The organism is Pseudomonas sp. MWU13-2862, from assembly GCF_023242495.1.
Taxonomy (GTDB): Bacteria; Pseudomonadota; Gammaproteobacteria; order Pseudomonadales; family Pseudomonadaceae; genus Aquipseudomonas; species Aquipseudomonas gingeri_D.
Genome location: NZ_JALMEZ010000016.1, coordinates 42,408 through 59,840 on the forward strand (window position 1 = coordinate 42,408; position 17,433 = coordinate 59,840).

11 protein-coding genes are annotated in these 17,433 nt (G+C 60.8%); 8 read left to right on the forward strand and 3 right to left on the reverse strand.

Annotated elements, in window-relative coordinates; all coding sequences use genetic code 11:
- Positions 1-306: 306 nt before the first annotated feature.
- From M5C56_RS25685 to M5C56_RS25695, 3 genes are all read left to right on the forward strand, one after another.
- Positions 307-3,759, forward strand: a complete 3,453-nt coding sequence (locus M5C56_RS25685) for an alpha/beta fold hydrolase (RefSeq protein ID WP_103495264.1) — start codon at positions 307-309, stop codon at positions 3,757-3,759.
- A 209-nt stretch (positions 3,760-3,968) separates the two neighbouring features.
- Positions 3,969-5,837 carry a hypothetical protein gene (locus M5C56_RS25690; RefSeq protein WP_103495265.1) on the forward strand — a complete coding sequence of 623 codons (1,869 nt, stop codon included), beginning with the start codon at positions 3,969-3,971 and terminating at the stop codon, positions 5,835-5,837.
- Positions 5,838-5,847: 10 nt separating this feature from the next.
- On the forward strand, positions 5,848-7,092 hold the full coding sequence (locus M5C56_RS25695) for a metallophosphoesterase (RefSeq protein WP_103495266.1): 1,245 nt from the start codon (positions 5,848-5,850) through the stop codon (positions 7,090-7,092).
- Positions 7,093-7,230: 138 nt separating this feature from the next.
- Here M5C56_RS25695 and gbcA read toward each other — a convergent pair whose 3' ends face one another.
- Complete coding sequence (gbcA, locus tag M5C56_RS25700; protein ID WP_103495267.1) at positions 7,231-8,526, reverse strand: glycine-betaine demethylase subunit GbcA; 1,296 nt, start codon at positions 8,524-8,526, stop codon at positions 7,231-7,233.
- A 284-nt stretch (positions 8,527-8,810) separates the two neighbouring features.
- Here gbcA and gbcB point away from each other — a divergent pair, with 284 nt between their 5' ends.
- Complete coding sequence (gene gbcB / locus M5C56_RS25705; RefSeq protein ID WP_103495268.1) at positions 8,811-9,911, forward strand: glycine-betaine demethylase subunit GbcB; 1,101 nt, start codon at positions 8,811-8,813, stop codon at positions 9,909-9,911.
- A 200-nt stretch (positions 9,912-10,111) separates the two neighbouring features.
- On the opposite strand, the gene M5C56_RS25710 is transcribed toward gbcB, so the two are convergent.
- Entirely contained in the window at positions 10,112-11,737 is a 1,626-nt protein-coding gene (locus M5C56_RS25710) for a methyl-accepting chemotaxis protein (protein ID WP_247263365.1), read from the reverse strand.
- A gap of 281 nt (positions 11,738-12,018) precedes the next feature.
- On the opposite strand from M5C56_RS25710, the gene M5C56_RS25715 reads away from it, so the two are divergent.
- On the forward strand, positions 12,019-12,249 hold the full coding sequence (locus M5C56_RS25715; RefSeq protein ID WP_100938572.1) for a hypothetical protein: 231 nt from the start codon (positions 12,019-12,021) through the stop codon (positions 12,247-12,249).
- Positions 12,246-12,551, forward strand: a complete 306-nt coding sequence (locus tag M5C56_RS25720) for a cell division protein ZapA (protein WP_103498192.1) — start codon at positions 12,246-12,248, stop codon at positions 12,549-12,551. The genes M5C56_RS25715 and M5C56_RS25720 overlap by 4 nt, the downstream gene beginning before the upstream one ends.
- A gap of 861 nt (positions 12,552-13,412) precedes the next feature.
- Here the strand turns inward: M5C56_RS25720 and M5C56_RS25725 are convergent.
- Positions 13,413-14,453: a low specificity L-threonine aldolase gene (locus M5C56_RS25725; RefSeq protein WP_103498193.1), complete on the reverse strand. Its 1,041-nt coding sequence runs from the start codon at positions 14,451-14,453 to the stop codon at positions 13,413-13,415.
- 439 nt (positions 14,454-14,892) lie between these two features.
- On the opposite strand from M5C56_RS25725, the gene glyA reads away from it, so the two are divergent.
- The gene (gene glyA, locus M5C56_RS25730) at positions 14,893-16,146 is read left to right on the forward strand and encodes a serine hydroxymethyltransferase (protein WP_103498194.1); all 1,254 of its coding nucleotides are present in this window, start codon (positions 14,893-14,895) and stop codon (positions 16,144-16,146) included.
- A gap of 23 nt (positions 16,147-16,169) precedes the next feature.
- A complete protein-coding gene (locus tag M5C56_RS25735; protein WP_103498195.1) occupies positions 16,170-17,420 on the forward strand; it encodes a sarcosine oxidase subunit beta in 1,251 nt (416 codons plus the stop codon).
- The last annotated feature ends 13 nt before the right edge of the window (positions 17,421-17,433 follow it).

Consider the following 17,433-nt stretch of genomic DNA (forward strand, 5'->3'; position numbering starts at 1 on the left):
GTTTTGATTAAAAAACGATCAAAGACTGCCTGAATAGACCTTTCTGAATAAGTCACGGATTTTATTCAGATTCCTTCAGTGTCGACGGTGCATAAAGCGCTACTTGCGCACATTTACTGTGGGTGGCTCTGTGGATAAGTTGTTCGCTAAGGCCGCAAAGCCCTGGTTCTTATAGCCCATAGCGCTATAGATCAAATTTCATACAGTTCTAAGGGTGTTTATTGACACCCTCTTGGGCGCCACCTTGACTCAAGGCTCAGGTACACAACGTTTCTGCCAGCCATGCCCACGCTCAGGGAGATAGTCATGACACGGATTTCGACATCCATCAGTGAAATCAAGGAACGCTACGACGTCATCGTGATCGGTTCCGGTTACGGCGGCGGTATCGCTGCTTCGCGGCTGGCGCGGGCCGGGAAGACTGTCTGCCTGCTGGAGCGCGGGCGCGAGATCCAGCCGGGGGAATACCCCAACACCATGATCGCGGCGACGGAGGAGTTGCAGGTGCATGACCCGGACGGCCATATCGGTTCGCGCACTGGTCTGTTCGACCTGCACGTCAATGCCCAGCAGAACGTGGTGGTCGGTTGCGGCCTGGGCGGGACTTCGCTGATCAATGCCAACGTGTCCCTGGAGCCGGAGCCGGGGGTCTTCGAGGACCCGCGCTGGCCCCAGGCGGTACGCGATCACCGTGACACGCTGCTCGCCGAAGGTTATGCGCGGGCCCGGGAAATGCTCAAGCCCAATCCGTATCCGGCCTCCGGACCGAAACTGGCGAAGCTGGACGCCAACCGCAAGTCGGCGGACTTTCTCGAGGAAAAAGCGCATTTCTATACGCCACCGATCAACGTGACCTTCGACAAGCTGCCCAACAACCTCAACCATGTTGGCGTCGAACAGCTGCCGTGCAACCAGTGTGGTGACTGCGTCTCGGGCTGTAACAACAAAGCCAAGAACACCACCTTGATGAACTATCTGCCGGATGCCTGGAATCACGGCGCGGAGATTTTCTGCCAGGCCGAGGTGCGCCATCTGGAGCGTGACGGTGACGGCTGGATCGTGCACTTCCAGTACCTGGACAGCGGCCGGGAAAAGTTCTCGGCACCGACCCTGTTTGTCAGAGCCAACGTGGTGGTGGTTTCCGCCGGCACCCTGGGTTCCACGGAAATCCTCCTGCGTTCGCGCAGCAAGGGCGTGCCGATGTCCGACCAGCTCGGCGAAAACATGAGCGGCAACGGCGATATCCTCGGCTTCGGCCACAATTGCGAGCAGACCATCAACGGCATCGGTTTCGGCGCCCACTCGGCCAAGGAGATGGAGCCGGTCGGGCCGTGCATCACCTCGATCATCGATATGCGCACCGAAGGTGACTGGCGCAGTCGGATGGTGATCGAGGAAGGCTCGATCCCGGGCGCGCTGGGGCGGCCGATGGTGCCGGCCATGGCCGGGTTTGCCGGGATGATCGGCGAGGCCACCGACAAGGGCGTCAGCGCCCAGCTCCACTACAAGGCCCGCGAGGCCGAGAGCTTTCTGCGCGGCCCGTATTACGGCGCGCTGCACAATATGCAGACCTACCTGATCATGAGTCATGACGACGGCAAGGGCCGAATGCTGCTGGACGACAAGGACCAGCTGCGTATCGACTGGCCCGGGGTGGGCGAGCAGGAGAACTTCAAGCTCGGCAACGAGCGCCTGCATCAGTCGACCAAGGCCCTGGGCGGGGTCTGGGTGCCGAACCCGATCTGGACCAAGTTGCTCAAGCACAGCATCGTCTCGGTACACCCGTTGGGTGGCTGCGTGATGGGCGAGGATGCCGCGCAAGGCGTGGTCAATCACAAGGGCCAGGTGTTCAGCGGGAGCCACGGCGATGCGGTTTATCCGGGGCTGTATGTGACCGACGGGGCGGTGATTCCGACCTCGCTGGCGGTCAACCCGCTGCTGACCATCTCGGCGGTCAGCGAGCGCAACATGGGCCTGCTGGCCGCCGATCGCGGCTGGGTCATCGACTACCGCCTGCCCTCGGCACCGCGCAAGCCGGTGCCGCCGCCGACCCTGGGGGTGCAGTTCACCGAAACCATGAAGGGTTATTTCTCCAAGGACTTCACCCAGCCCCAGGGCACCGACCTGGCGGTCTACCAGGCGGCCGCCAAGAGCGGCGAGGCGCAGAACTCACCCATCGAGTTCACCCTGACCATCACCGGCAACGACCTCAATCGCCTGATCAAGGAGCCGGAGCATGCCGCGACCCTGGTCGGCACCCTCAATGCCCCTGCGCTGTCGCCTTATCCGCTGACTGCCAGCAACGGCGTGTTCAATCTGTTCGAGCAGTACCAGGAACAGGTCGGCGTGCGCCATATGAACTACGACATGAAGCTGACCGCCGAGGACGGTCGCGACTATTTCTTCAGTGCCTTCAAGACCGTGCCCGAAGACAACGGTGTGCTGAATATCTGGCCGGACACCAGCACCCTTTACGTCACGCTCTACCAAGGCCCGGACAAGACCGGCGCGGTGATCGGCTCCGGGGTCATGCATATCAAGCCCGCCGACTTCGCCAAGCAGATGACCACCATGAAGGTGCTCAATGCCCGTAACGAGCGCGAGCGCATCGAGGCCCTGGCGCGTTTCGGCAAGTTCTTCGCCGGGATTCTCTGGGAAAGCTACGGCGGGGTGTTTGCCGGCGATATCTACTTCAACCCGGACGCGCCGCCCCGGCACAAGCGGCCGCTGGATGCGCCGGTGCCGACCGTGCATTTCTTCGAGACCGAGGACCAGGTGCAACTGCGCCTGACCCGTTACCAGGCCGGCAGCAAAGGCCCGGTGATGTTGGTGCATGGGTTGGGCGTGGGCTCGAATATCTTCTCCACCGATACCATCCAGACCAACCTGCTGGAGTACCTGTGCAAGCACGACTACGACGTCTGGCTGCTGGATTTCCGGGTCAGCATCCTGTTGCCGGCGAGCAAGCACGAGTGGAACGGCGACCAGATCGCCCAGTACGACTACAAGGCGGCCATCGCGCAGATTCGCCAGGCCACCGGGGCCCGGGATGTGCAGTGCGTGGTGCATTGCTATGGCGCCACGACCTTCTTCATGTCGATGCTGGCGGGACTGCAGGATGTGCGCTCGGTGGTCTGCTCGCAGATTGCCGCGGACACGGTGGTGGCCACGGCGACCGGGATCAAGGCCGGCCTGCACCTGCCGGGGGCGCTGGAGGCGGTGGGCATCAAGTCGCTGACCGCCTATGCCGACAGCAAGGAGAGCTGGTTCAACAAACTCTATGACAAGGCCCTCAACGTCTATGCGCGGATCGAGGCCCAGGGTTACTGCACCAATCCGGTCTGTCACCGGATCACCTTCATGTATGCCTCGCTGTACCGTCACGACACCCTCAACGAAACCCTGCACGACAACCTGCATGAATTGTTCGGCGAGTCGAATATCCAGACCTTCGAGCACCTGGCGCTGATCTGCCGCAAGGGGCACCTGGTGGACTTCAAGGGCAACGACGTCTACATGCCGCATTTCAGCCGGCTGCAATTGCCGATCTGTTTTATCAGTGGCGCCGATAACCAGTGCTATTTGCCGGAGAGCACGGAGAAGACCTACGACCGGCTGGTGGATCTGCATGGCCCCGAGTTGTTCAGCCGCCATGTGGTGCCGGGTTATGGCCATATCGACTGCATGTTCGGCAAGAACGCGGTGGTCGATGTGTATCCGCTGATCCTTGAACATCTGGAGAAAACCGCGCTGGGCTGATGCGCATCAGTCTCGAAAACGCCGCCACACCTTGTAGGAGCAGGGCTTGCCCGCGAAAGGGCCGGTGCGGGTTATCCAGGAGATCAGGTTGATAATACTGGCCTCTTCGCGGGCAAGCCGGGACGCCGGACCGCCTGCTCCTACAGATCTGTGTAAAGCCGCACCCCCGGTGATCGGCCGGAAGAAATGGATTGGCAAGGAAGGGTGATATGGACAATTACATCCGTTGGTTCCAACGCTTTATCTGGATAGGCATCGTGATGAACATGGTGTTCGCACTGCCTGCCCTGTTCGCCCCGGCGCTGCTGACCTCGGTGGTCGGCCTGCCGCCGGTGCTCTCGGACCCCTGGCTGGAAAACGCCGGCATGTTGCTGGTGGGGATCAGCCTGTTCTACATGCCGTCGGGCTTCAACGCCCCGCGCTTCGTGATCCACTCCTGGTTATGCGTCTTGAGCCGGCTGGTCGCCGTGGCGTTCTGGATCTACCTGATCGACACCAGCAACACCCCCACGGTGTTCGTGCCCATGCTCTACGGCGACCTGAGCATGTTCCTGATCCTGGGCGTCACGCTCTTCATGGGCAGCACGCCGGCCCACCGGCCCTGGGCCTTGCTGGTCGATGGCTGGCATGCCTGGTGCCAGGGTTGGGAAGCCCGCTGGCATCGCCACGGCTTTCGGGTCGGCCTGCTGATCACCCTGCTGGTGCTGGGTTTTATCGGCTACGAAACCTGGTACAACATGCTGCGGGTGGTGCCCGAAGAGAAATTCGCCTCCGACGAAGACCACTTCAAGTACGCCGCCATCGGCCTGGGCATCGAAGCGCGAATCCCTTATTACCTGTTTGCCGTGCTGCCGCAGATGTGCCCGGAAAAAATGCCCAAGCCCGGTGGCTGGGAGGCGTTCGGCTTCCTCTATGAAAACGGTCGCGACCTGCCCATCGGCATGGCCAAGCGGCAGATCGGCTACCCGACCGTGGAACCCAACTGCGCCCTGTGCCACACCGGCTCCTACCGCGCCTCGGCCAGCGATGTGGCCAAGCCGATCGCCACCGCGCCGGCCAATACCCTGCAACTGCAAGCCTTCCAGTGGTTCGCCTACGATTGCGCCAGCGACCCGAAATTCACCACCGATGCGCTGATGACGGCGATCAACGCCAAGTTCCAGCTGGGCGTCTTCGAGCGCCTGTACAACCGCTACCTGATTATCCCCATGGCCAAGACCGCGCTGCTCAAGCAGAAGCAGGCCTACGCCTGGCAGAAACTGCGGCCGGCACAAGGGCCCGGGCGTACCGACACCTTCAACCCGACCAAAATGGTGGTCTTCGGTTTCCCGGATGACTCGACCATCGGCACCGTCGACCTGCCGCAGATCTGGAACCAGAAGCCGCGCGAATCGCTGTACCTGCACTGGGACGGCAACAACAACGATATCCACGAGCGTAACTACGCCGCGGCCATGGCCGTGGGCGCGACGCCGCAGTCGGTGTTGCCGGAGAGTTTCAATCGGGTCACCCAGTGGTTGCTCGGCACCAAGCCGCCGGCCTGGCCGTTCGCTTTGGACCAGGCGCGGGTAGCCCAGGGCAAGCCGATCTGGGATAACAACTGTGCGGGCTGCCATGAGTTCGGCAAGGCCGACACCGGCCAGGTCACCACCCAAATCGACCAACTGGGCACCGACCCCCATCGCCTGGATTCCTTCACCGTCGGCCTCGTGCAGGCGTTCCATGGCTTCAAGAAACCGCCATTCGATTTCAACGCTTATCGCAAGACCCAGAGCTACAGCAACACCCCCACCGACGGCATCTGGATGCGCGCGCCGTACCTGCACAACGGTTCGGTGCCGAGCCTGTGGGACCTGTTGCAGACACCGGACAAACGGCCGGTGGTGTTCAACACCGGCTCGGATGTCTACGACCCGGTCAAGGTCGGTTTCATCACCAGCGGTGCCCAGGTCCAGGCGCCGACCTACTTCAGGTATGACACACGCCTGGAGGGCAACCACAACAGTGGCCACCTGTACGGGACCCAACTGACCGACGCCGAGAAATGGGCGCTGATCGAATTCATGAAGACGTTGTAGGGAGACAGCCATGAACTTGCCTCACTTGGAACATGAACTTGCGAAAATCCGCGTCCGTCTCAGTGGCCTGAAAGCTCGGTTGGAGTTGTCCTGGAAAAAACTCACCAGTGACATCGAGCCCGAGGAATTCCAGGCTATCCAGGCGTTGTTGCAACGCGGGCATGACCAGGCCCAATACGTACTGGACCATGGCGACCTGCCGACGGACGAGCCGGTGGTGCCCTGGGAGTTGTCCCATGGGTTGTCGATCCTGCATATGGGCAACGCCAAGGCCTTGCCGACCTCGGAGTCGCAGCTGCAAACCCGGGTCCTCAAGGACGGCACGTTGCTGGGCTGTCGCAAATGGGAGTTGCTCGACCTGCTGTGGAGCGAGGCGTTGATCAAGTGGATCGAGAACCTGCGGCGCCATGCGCCGTTTGCCACCACGCCGATGGTGATGATGATCGACAACGACGTGACCCTGGCGATTGCCGGCGACTGGGGCACCGGGCCCTTTGAAAGCCATGCCCCGGCGGTCAATGTCGCCAACCAGATGCAGTTGGCCCAGGCCGATTTCACCATTCACCTGGGCGACGTCTACTACGCTGGCACCGGCTCCGAGGAAGATGTCGACATGGCCGGCTGGCCGATGGGCAAGCACGGCGCCTTCACCCTCAACTCCAACCATGAGATGTACAGCGGCGCCCATGGTTATTTCGCGGAGCTCAACTCACGGTTCCCGATGCAGCAGGGCACCAGTTATTTTGCGTTGTACAACGATGACTGGCTGATTGTCGGACTGGATTCGGCCTATGCCTCCGCGCCGCTCGGTCTTTATATGGACGGCACCCTGAACCAGCAGCAGATCGACTGGATGAAGAGCCTGCCCAAGGGCAAGAAGTTGCTGGTGCTGAGTCATCACCAGGGTTTCGATATCAGTGGGGCAAACAAGACCACGCTGTATCAGCCGGTGTGTGATGCCTTGGGCCGGGTACCGGATTATTGGTACTGGGGGCACCTGCACAATGGGATTGTGTATGCCGAGCAGGGCGGGTTACGGGCGCGTTGTGCCGGGCACGGGGCGATTCCCTATGGCGTGACCAGCGAGCTGGATGGCAATGAGCGGGTGCTGTTTTCCGAAGTGCAGAATGCCATGGACGACGAATACCCGGAGCGGGTGCTCAATGGGTATGTGAAGGTGCGGTTGAGCGGGGAGAATATTATCGAGGAGTTTATTGGCGAGGATGGGTCGGTGAGGTGGGCGTCTCACGGGTAGATCTGTGGTGACTGTACTGGCGTCTTCGCGGCGGTGCGGCGATCCGACAAGCCCAGCTCCTACAGGTCGGTGTCGTGCACAAATGCAGTGAACGACGTCAATTTGTAGGAGCAGGGCTTGCCCGCGAAGCTTTTGCTCTTAGCCGTGCACCGGCACACCCTTGAGGTACGGCGCAGGCTCGGCCCCCAGGTTGCTCAACAGCCGCTCGCTGTACCAATCCACAAAGTTGACCACGCCAAACTCATAGGTCTTCGAGTACGGCCCTGGCTGGTAGGCCGTGGAGTTGATACCGCGCTGGTTTTCCTCGGCCAGGCGACGGTCCTGGTCGTTGGTCGCATCCCAGACTTCACGCATGCGCGCCACGTCATAGTCCACGCCTTCGACCGCATCCTTGTGTACCAGCCACTTGGTGGTCACCATGGTTTCCTGGGCGCTGATCGGCCACACGGTGAACACGATGATGTGATCGCCCATGCAGTGGTTCCACGAGTGCGGCAGGTGCAGGATGCGCATCGACCCCAAATCCGGGTTCTTGATCCGGCCCATCAGCTTCTTGCAGCCCTGCTGGCCGTCCATGGTCATGGACACGGTGCCCTTGAGCAGCGGCATGCGCACGATCCGGTTACGCAGGCCGAAGCTGGCGTGGGCGTAAGGGATCTTCTCGGCTTCCCAGGCCACGGTGCATTCGGCCACGTGGTCCTTGAATTTCTGGTCGGCCCGCGGGTCGGTGACGTCGTCCCATTCCAGCAGGGTCTTCAGCAGTTCCGGGTGGGAGCCGCCGCAGTGGTAGCACTCGCGGTTGTTTTCCAGCACCAGCTTCCAGTTGGCCTTCTCCATCAAGGTGGTTTGCACCGCCACCTTGGTGTTTTCCATGTCGTAGGGTTCCATGTAGTGGTTCAGGGTCGTCAGGAACTCATCGATGGCGGGCGGGTTTTCCGCCAGGCTGATGAAGATGTAGCCGCCGGAGGTTTTCACGTGCACCGGCTTGAGGCCGTACTGCTTCATGTCGAAGTCGGCGCCCATCTCGGTGCCGGCGAACAGCAGGCGCCCGTCCAGTTCGTAGGTCCACTGGTGGTAGTGGCAGACCAGCTTGGCGACCTTGCCCTTGTCGCTGGTGCACAACCGTGAACCGCGGTGGCGGCAGACGTTATGGAAGGCGTGGACCACGCCGTCGGCGCCGCGAATCACGATGATCGGGTTCTTGCCGATCTGCAGGGTCATGTAGTTGCCCTTGGTCGGGATTTCGCAGGTCATGCCGGCGATCAACCACTCTTTCTGAAAGATTTCCTGCATATCGATTTCGAACAGCCGCTCATCGGAGTAGAACGGTTGCGGCAGGGAGAAGGTGCGTTCGCGCTCTTGCAGCATTTGCGCGGTGGCCTTGCGTGCGGGTTCCAGCGGATCGCCCAGGCTCAGGGTTGCGGTGACGTCCATCGATTTAGTCCTCATGGCCATGCGGTGTGGCCGGCGAATAGTGGCTGATACGGTTAGCACGCAAGTACGGAAATACATTGGATCATTTGCGATGGAGTGTGCGGCTGGCAGCGACATGAACCTTATCCATGGGCGACATGGCCGAATCCGTTCCCGACGCGCAACCCCCGGTCGTTGTGGGCTGGTCGCGATAAGCATGCCAATGTCGCGGATAGGTAAATGGTCGCTTCGACCCTTGCGCAGAATCGCCAACATAGAGCCGACAGTCGGCGGTGGAGAACAATATGTCGAACAACTTCCTCAATCCGGTAACAACCCAGACCTGGGCCAATGGTCGGCATATCGTGCGCTGCGTGAAGGTCATCCAGGAAACCTGGGATGTGCGCACCTTCTGCTTCATGGCTGACCAGCCGATCATGTTCTTTTTCAAGCCGGGGCAGTTTGTCACCCTGGAGCTGGAAATCGAAGGTGAGCCGATCATGCGCTCCTATACGATTTCCAGCTCGCCGTCGGTGCCCTACAGCTTTTCGGTGACCATCAAGCGCGTGCCCGGCGGCAAGGTTTCCAACTGGTTGCACGACACCCTGCACGAAGGCCAGGAGCTGGCGGTGCACGGTCCGGTGGGGTTGTTCAACGCCATCGACTTCCCGAGCCCCAAGGTGCTGTACCTGAGTGGCGGCGTCGGTATCACCCCGGTGATGTCCATGGCCCGCTGGTTCTACGATACCAACGGCAATGTCGACATGGTGTTTATCCACAGCGCCCGTTCGCCCAAGGACATCATCTATCACCGCGAGCTGGAGCATATGGCCTCGCGGATCGATAACTTCAGCCTGCACCTGATTTGTGAGAAGCATGGTTTGGGCGAGCCGTGGGCCGGTTATCGCGGTTATCTGAACCACAAGATGCTGGAGTTGATGGCACCGGACTTCCTGGAGCGTGAGGTGTTCTGCTGCGGGCCGACGCCGTATATGAACGCGGTGAAGCGTTTGCTGGAAGCGGCCGGGTTCGATATGAGCCGCTACCACGAAGAGTCGTTCGGTGCGACGCCGCCGGAAGCCCGTGCCGACGCGGTGGAACAGGCCGAACAGGCTGCAGAGGCACCGGAAGTGGATGCGGCGGATCTGCATCAGGTGGAGTTCACCGCGACTGGCAAGAGCATTCGTGTGGCACCGGGGGAAACCGTGCACGCGGCGGCGGCCAAGCTTGGCCTGATGATTCCCAAGGCCTGCGGCATGGGGATCTGCGGGACCTGCAAGGTGCTGAAGCTGGGCGGCGAAGTGGAGATGGAGCACAACGGCGGGATCACCGACGACGATGTGGCCGAGGGTTATATCCTGTCGTGCTGCAGTGTGCCGAAGGGGGATGTGCGGATCGAGTACTGACCGAAACACCACGGTCCCCTTGTGGCAGGGGCTTGCCCTAATTCCGTTCAGTTAAGGCCGAACACGGTCCCTGTAGGAGCATGGCTTGTCGGGACGCCGCATCGCAGCGAAGAGGCCCTCAAGATCGCCAAAAGCTTCGCGGGCAAGCCCTGCTCCTACAGTTCGCGTGAACCGGACTTTAATCGCTTGGGTCTTGAGGTTTACAGACTGAACCGCGCGACCATGCTGTTCAAATCCACCGCCAGGCGCGACAGCTCATTGCTCGCCGCGCTGGTCTGGTTTGCCCCGGTCGCCGATTGCACCGAAAGATCGCGGATATTCACCAGGTTGCGATCCACCTCGCGGGCCACCTGAGCCTGTTCTTCCGCCGCACTGGCGATCACCAGGTTGCGTTCGTTGATCTCGACAATCGCCGTGTTGATGGTGTCCAGCGCCATCCCCGCGCCCTTGGCGATATTCAAGGTCGACTCAGCCCGATCGGTGCTGTTGCGCATCGAATCCACTGCTTGCTCGGTCCCACCCTGAATACTGCCGATCATCCGTTCGATTTCGCTGGTGGACTGCTGGGTCCGGTGCGCCAAGGCACGAACCTCATCCGCCACCACGGCAAAACCACGCCCGGCTTCCCCGGCCCGTGCCGCTTCAATCGCCGCGTTCAAGGCCAGCAGGTTGGTCTGGTCGGCCAGCCCGCGGATCACATCCAGTACCTTGCCGATATCCTGGGATTCCTTGGCCAGGTTACCGATCAGCGTTGCGGTGCTTTGCACATCGCTGCTCATGCGTTCGATGGCGCCGACGGTTTCCTGCACCAGGTCACGACCGTCGCCGGCCGAGGCGGTGGCGTTCTTCGACGCTTCGGAAGTGCTCACGGCATTGCGCGCGACTTCTTCCACGGCGCTGGTCATTTCATTGACCGCCGTGGCGGCCTGTTCGATCTCGTTGTTCTGCCGTACCAGGCCCTTGGCGCTTTCGTCGGTGACGGCGTTCAGCTCTTCCGCCGCCGAAGCCAGCTGGGTCGCCGAACCGGAAATACGCTGCAGGGTGTCGCGCAGTTTCTGCTGCATCTTGACCATGGCCTGCAACAGGCGCCCGGCTTCGTCGTTGCCCTCGACCTGGATCGGTCGGGTCAGGTCGCCTTCGGCGATCTGCTCGGCGGCGGTCAGGGCGTCGGCGATAGGGTGGGTGATGCTGTTGGTCAGCAACCAGGCGAGCAGGAGGGTCAGGCCGGTGGCGGCCAGCAGCAAGCCCACCACCATATTGAACGCCGAGGCGTATTGGTCGGCGGCTTGTTGATGGGTGTCGTCGGTCTGCTGGGTATTGATCTCCACCAGCTTGGTGAGCACGGTGTTGACCTGTTCGGAGTTGGCCAGCAAGTCGCTGTTGATCAGGGCTGCCAGTTCAGTGACCTGATTGTTGCGCGACAGGCTTTTCATCCGATCTTCAAGCTGGCGGTACTGGCCGAGCACCTGCACATAGCGGTCGTAGGCCACGCGCTCTTCAGGGCTGCTGATCAGTTTTTCGTAGATGGCCTGGGCCTTGCCGATCTGCTGGTTGCGCAGGGTGAACAGGTCGAGGATTTTCTGTTGCTCGTCGGGCGCGCGGTTGGTCACCAGGCGATAGGACAGGACCCGCAGGCGCAGGGTCAGTTGGGTAAGGTCGTCGAGGCTCTTGATGCTCGGCACGCTGTTGGTGCTGAGCTCTTCGGCGGCGCCGCGGATCTTGCTCATCTGGTTCAGGGCAAAGATCCCCAGGATCAGCATCAGCGCACCAATCAGGGCGAAGCTGAGGAATGCGCGCGGGGCGATGTTCATGTTGCGTAGGGACATGGTGGCTACCTGAGAGGAGGGCGCATTCCGTGCGACTTTTAAAGCGTGTCTGAATGACCTATCGGTCATTCGACTAAAGTCTTAAGCCCCTGCGCGTATTTGTCGCAGGTGAAGGTTTCCGACAGAGGGTGGGGAACATGTCCTGGCAATCGCAGTCCCTAAGGTTCGAAGAAAAGTGTCCCGCCAGGAAAATCAAGGCTTTGCGACAGTTTTCCCCTGGCAAACAGGGGGGCTTTTCTTTATCGTACGCGCCCTTTGAAACTGCCCGAGAGATCAAGAAAATGTTGGAAGCTTCCCTGAGTCAATTGGAACAGCTGGTCAGCGAGCTGGTTCAGCAAAAACAGGAACTGTTGGCCGCCAATACCGCGCTGAGCACCGAGCTGGCCCAGGCCAAGGACGAAAACGAAAGCCTGCAACTGAGCCTGATGGAACAGGAAGAAAAGCACGGCGCCACCGCCGCCCGTATCCAGGCGCTGGTCGAGCGTGTCAGCGCAGGTCCCGTGAGCGCATGAGAACCAGCAGCGATGGGGTAACCGTCATCTCGATCCTCGGCGAGGAATACTCGATCAAGGCCCCCGCCGGCCAGGAGCGCACCCTGCAGGACGCGACGGTGATGCTCCGGGCGGCGTTGGCCGACACCAAGAAGAAGTTCCCCACGCTGATCGGCGACAAACTGCTGGTGTTGGCGGCGTTGAACCTGTGTTCGCAGCAGATCGAAGCACAGCAGCGTCATCGCGAGGAACTCGACCGTTATCAAGAGCAAGTCAACGCCACGGTCGATGTGATTGCGCGGTCGGTTGGGCAGCCGGGATAGTTTCGTTGGCGCCGTGTCGGCTGTCCTGGGTCGAAGCGTGGAGCGTTGACGGTGATCACCGCCCGCATATATCCGTGGTTGGGGGGTGGGTTCATTTATCCGTCTTGAACAGGTGAGCTGTTTTAATAGCTTTCCCAGGATAAATGAACCCGCCATGCCCATCACCGGGGACATGGCATTCAGACAGAGGTCGGCCTAGCGGGGGCCTGCTTTTAGGAACAATTCAAGCCTCCATGACGTGTCTGGGTTATTTGGCCCGTCCACTGGATTACCTCTTACGTAAGTCTTAGAGTCTATAACTCCGATGTAGTTCATATCTTCAACGAGTAAGCGAATGGATTGACCGACTTCCGCACCGATAAGAATATCCCGGTACTCATCAGTGGCAGGAACTTCAAAAGGCCCGTGTACGGGATTCCCCGATTGCGCCGAAAAAACCAGACGAATTTTTAGTGGGGTAGGCATGGCAAGTCACCTCTTCTTGATATCGATAATTTAAGTGAAGCTCTGTCCTGGGCCTCGATCGATACTCTGAATGCTCACTGCCGGTCTCATCGCTCAAGGTCGCGCCGATATTATTTTGGCACGTGAGGCAGCGTCTACTGTCAGAACTGACAGTAGACGTGGCAGGGCTTTTATGTTCTCGAACTTGAGGCGATATGACGGAGAGTAGAGATTGTTTTTTATAGGTTTTATTTTTTACGGCCGAGTATTTGGAGATGGGGTATTTCCATCGCCGATCAGAGGCGAGGGTTTTATTATTAAAAATTATAAAAAATCTGGTGTGTCTGGTGGGTTGAAGAGGCCGACCTGATATATCGCGCTTTATCTTAAGATAAAGCGCGATTAAAAGCGGTCGGGTCAGATCGACATGACTTCCCGAATATCCGCCGCCAGTTCCCGTACCCGTGCTTCCTCGGTGTCCCACGAGCACATGAAGCGCGCGCCGCCCTTGCCGATGAAGGTGTAGAAGCGCCAGCCCTTGGCGGTCAGCGCGGCGATGGCCGGTTCCGAGAGGTGCAGGAACACGCCGTTGGCCTCCACCGGGAACATCAGTTCGACGCCGGGAATGTCCTTGACCAGGCTGCTGAGTAGCTGCGCGCAGTGGTTGGCGTGGCGGGCGTGCTTGAGCCAGGCGTCGTTTTCCAGCAGACCGACCCAGGGCGCCGAGAGAAAGCGCATTTTCGAGGCCAACTGCCCGGCCTGCTTGCAGCGATAGTCGAAATCCACCGCCAGGTCGTGATTGAAGAACAGGATCGCTTCACCCACCGCCATGCCGTTTTTCGTGCCGCCGAAGCACAGCACGTCGACGCCGACCTTCCAGGTCAGTTCGGCCGGGGTGCAGCCGAGGTAGGCGCAGGCATTGGAGAACCGCGCGCCGTCCATGTGCAGGTGCAGGCCGAGTTCCTTGCAAGTGGCGCTGATGGCGCGGATTTCATCCGGGGTGTAGACGCTGCCGACTTCGGTGGCCTGGGTCAGGGTCACCACGCGCGGCTTGGGGTAGTGGATGTCCTGGCGCTTGAGGGCGATTTCGCGGATCGAGTCCGGGGTCAGCTTGCCGTTTTCGGTGCGTGCGGTGAGCAGTTTGGAACCGTTGGAGAAAAACTCCGGCGCGCCGCACTCGTCGGTCTCGACGTGGGCGGTCTCCGAGCAGATCACGCTGTGGTAGCTCTGGCACAACGACGACAGGGCCAGGGAGTTGGCCGCGGTGCCGTTGAAGGCGAAGAACACTTCACTGTCGGTTTCGAACAACTGGCGGAAGCCGTCGGCGGCGCGCTGGGTCCATTCGTCGTCGCCGTAGGCGCGCTGGTGGCCGTGGTTGGCCTGTTCCATGGCGGCCCAGGCCTCGGGGCAGATACCGGAATAGTTGTCGCTGGCGAATTGTTGGCTCTTGTCGGTCATGGCCCGGTCCTTGTGAACGATTATGGTGCGCACTGTAACCAGAATTGACCTTATCGCACAGGCACAGTTTCCGTAGGAAAAGCCTCTATAGATCGAAAGGTTGACGCTGTCGTTGTAGGAGCAGGCGGTCCGGCGTTCCGGCTTGCCCGCGAAGAGGTCAGTGCGGGCTACCCAAAAGATCGGGTTGATAATACGGACGCCTTCGCGGGCAAGCCCTGCTCCTACAGGGGTTGTGGCGTTTTCAATATCCCTGTTCCAGACGCTGTTCGGCCCTCGACTATCTCAGCGCGCCAAGCCATGTCGTAAACGCACCTTTGCGTGGCGTCCATAGGCATTTGATCGGTCTGCGTCGGCCCTACCATCGCATTCAAAGGGCACTGCCGTCAGGCAACGGCCCCACTGATAAAAATGGCGCACCGCCGCCGCTGGGAGAGACGCGATGTTCAGCAAGCAAGACCAGATCCAGGGTTATGACGATGCACTGATGGCGGCCATGAATGCCGAGGAGCAACGCCAGGAAGATCATATCGAGCTGATCGCGTCGGAAAACTACACCAGCAAGCGCGTCATGCAGGCCCAGGGCAGCGGCCTGACCAACAAATACGCCGAAGGTTATCCAGGCAAGCGCTACTACGGTGGCTGCGAACACGTGGACAAGGTCGAGGCCCTGGCCATCGAACGCGCCAAGCAACTGTTCGGCGCCGACTACGTCAACGTCCAGCCGCACTCCGGCTCCCAGGCCAACGCCGCGGTCTACCTGGCCCTGCTCAATGCCGGCGACACCGTGCTGGGCATGAGCCTGGCCCACGGCGGTCACCTGACCCACGGCGCCAAGGTCAGCTTCTCCGGCAAGCTCTACAACGCCGTGCAGTACGGCATCGACACCACCACCGGCTTGATCGACTACGACGAAGTCGAGCGCCTGGCCGTCGAGCACAAGCCGAAAATGATTATCGCCGGTTTCTCGGCCTACTCGAAAACCCTAGATTTCCCACGCTTCCGTGAAATTGCCGACAAGGTCGGTGCGTACTTCTTCGTCGACATGGCCCACGTTGCCGGTCTGGTCGCCGCCGGCCTGTACCCGAACCCGCTGCCCTACGCTGACGTGGTCACCACCACCACCCACAAGACCCTGCGCGGTCCCCGTGGCGGCCTGATCCTGGCCAAGGCCAACGAAGAGCTGGAAAAGAAATTCAACGCCGCAGTCTTCCCCGGCGGCCAGGGCGGCCCGCTGATGCACGTGATCGCCGCCAAGGCCGTGAGCTTCAAGGAAGCCCTGGAGCCAAGCTTCAAGGCCTATCAGCAGCAAGTGATCGATAACGCCCAGGCCATGGCGGGCGTATTTATCAAACGCGGCTACGATGTAGTGTCCGGCGGTACCGACAACCATCTGTTCCTGGTCAGCCTGATCCGTCAGGGCCTGACCGGCAAAGAGGCCGATGCCGCCCTGGGCCGTGCCCATATCACCGTGAACAAGAACGCCGTGCCGAACGATCCACAGTCGCCGTTTGTCACTTCCGGTCTGCGCATCGGCACCCCGGCCGTCACCACGCGTGGGTTCAAAGTGACCCAGTGCGTCGAGCTGGCCGGCTGGATCTGCGACATCCTCGACAACCTCGGCGACGCCGATGTCGAAGCGAACGTCGCCAAGCACGTGACAGCCCTGTGCGCGGATTTCCCGGTTTATCGCTGAGAGCGGTTTTGGAGTAAATGACTATGCAACGCTATTCGGGCTTCGGCCTCTTCAAGCACTCTCTCAGCCATCACGAAAATTGGCAGAAAATGTGGCGCACGCCTACCCCGAAAAAGGTCTACGACGTGGTCATCGTCGGTGGCGGCGGGCATGGTCTGGCGACCGCCTACTACCTGGCCAAGGAACACGGCATCACCAACGTGGCCGTGGTCGAGAAGGGCTGGTTGGGCGGCGGCAACACCGCCCGTAACACCACCATCGTGCGTTCCAACTATCTGTGGGACGAGTCGGCGCACCTGTACGAACACGCGATGAAACTGTGGGAAGGCCTGTCCCAGGACCTGAACTACAACGTGATGTTCTCCCAGCGCGGCGTCTACAACCTGTGCCACACCCTGCAGGACATCCGTGATTCGGAGCGTCGGGTCAGCGCCAACCGCCTCAATGGCGTCGACGGCGAACTGCTCAACACCCAGCAGGTGGCGGACGAGATTCCGTACCTGGATTGCTCGAAGAACGCCCGTTACCCGGTGATGGGCGCCACCGTCCAGCGTCGCGGCGGCGTGGCCCGTCACGATGCCGTGGCCTGGGGCTTCGCCCGTGCGGCCGACGCCCTCGGCGTGGACCTGATCCAGCAGACCGAAGTGATCGGTTTCCGCAAGGAAAACGGCGTGTGCATCGGTGTCGAAACCAACAAGGGCTTTATCGGCGCCAAGCGCGTCGGCGTGGTCACCGCCGGTAACTCCGGGCATATGGCCAAGCTGGCCGGTTTCCGCCTGCCGATCGAATCGCACCCGCTGCAAGCGCTGGTGTCCGAGCCGATCAAGCCGATCATCGACAGCGTGATCATGTCCAACGCCGTGCACGGCTACATCAGCCAGTCCGACAAGGGCGACCTGGTGATCGGTGCTGGTATCGACGGCTACAACGGCTACGGCCAGCGCGGTTCGTACCCGGTGATCGAGCACACCATCCAGGCCATCGTCGAGATGTTCCCGGTGTTGTCCCGTGTGCGCATGAACCGCCAGTGGGGCGGCATCGTCGACACCACCCCGGATGCCTGCCCGATCATTTCGAAAACCCCGGTCCCGAACATGTTCTTCAACTGCGGTTGGGGCACCGGCGGCTTCAAGGCTACCCCTGGCTCGGGCAACGTGTTTGCCGCGAGCCTGGCCAAGGGTGAAATGCACCCGTTGGCCGCTCCCTTCTCCATCGACCGTTTCCACAACGGTGCGTTGATCGACGAACACGGTGCTGCTGCGGTCGCCCACTAACAGGAGAAATCCC

Excerpts from the sequence above, each read along its gene's own strand:
- M5C56_RS25685 (WP_103495264.1), top strand. The coding sequence starts at position 307 with ATGACACGGATTTCGACATCCATCAGTGAAATCAAGGAACGCTACGAC.
- M5C56_RS25690 (WP_103495265.1), top strand. The coding sequence starts at position 3,969 with ATGGACAATTACATCCGTTGGTTCCAACGCTTTATCTGGATAGGCATC.
- M5C56_RS25695 (WP_103495266.1), top strand. The coding sequence starts at position 5,848 with ATGAACTTGCCTCACTTGGAACATGAACTTGCGAAAATCCGCGTCCGT.
- gbcA (WP_103495267.1), bottom strand. The coding sequence starts at position 8,526 with ATGGACGTCACCGCAACCCTGAGCCTGGGCGATCCGCTGGAACCCGCA.
- gbcB (WP_103495268.1), top strand. The coding sequence starts at position 8,811 with ATGTCGAACAACTTCCTCAATCCGGTAACAACCCAGACCTGGGCCAAT.
- M5C56_RS25710 (WP_247263365.1), bottom strand. The coding sequence starts at position 11,737 with ATGTCCCTACGCAACATGAACATCGCCCCGCGCGCATTCCTCAGCTTC.
- M5C56_RS25715 (WP_100938572.1), top strand. The coding sequence starts at position 12,019 with ATGTTGGAAGCTTCCCTGAGTCAATTGGAACAGCTGGTCAGCGAGCTG.
- M5C56_RS25720 (WP_103498192.1), top strand. The coding sequence starts at position 12,246 with ATGAGAACCAGCAGCGATGGGGTAACCGTCATCTCGATCCTCGGCGAG.
- M5C56_RS25725 (WP_103498193.1), bottom strand. The coding sequence starts at position 14,453 with ATGACCGACAAGAGCCAACAATTCGCCAGCGACAACTATTCCGGTATC.
- glyA (WP_103498194.1), top strand. The coding sequence starts at position 14,893 with ATGTTCAGCAAGCAAGACCAGATCCAGGGTTATGACGATGCACTGATG.
- M5C56_RS25735 (WP_103498195.1), top strand. The coding sequence starts at position 16,170 with ATGCAACGCTATTCGGGCTTCGGCCTCTTCAAGCACTCTCTCAGCCAT.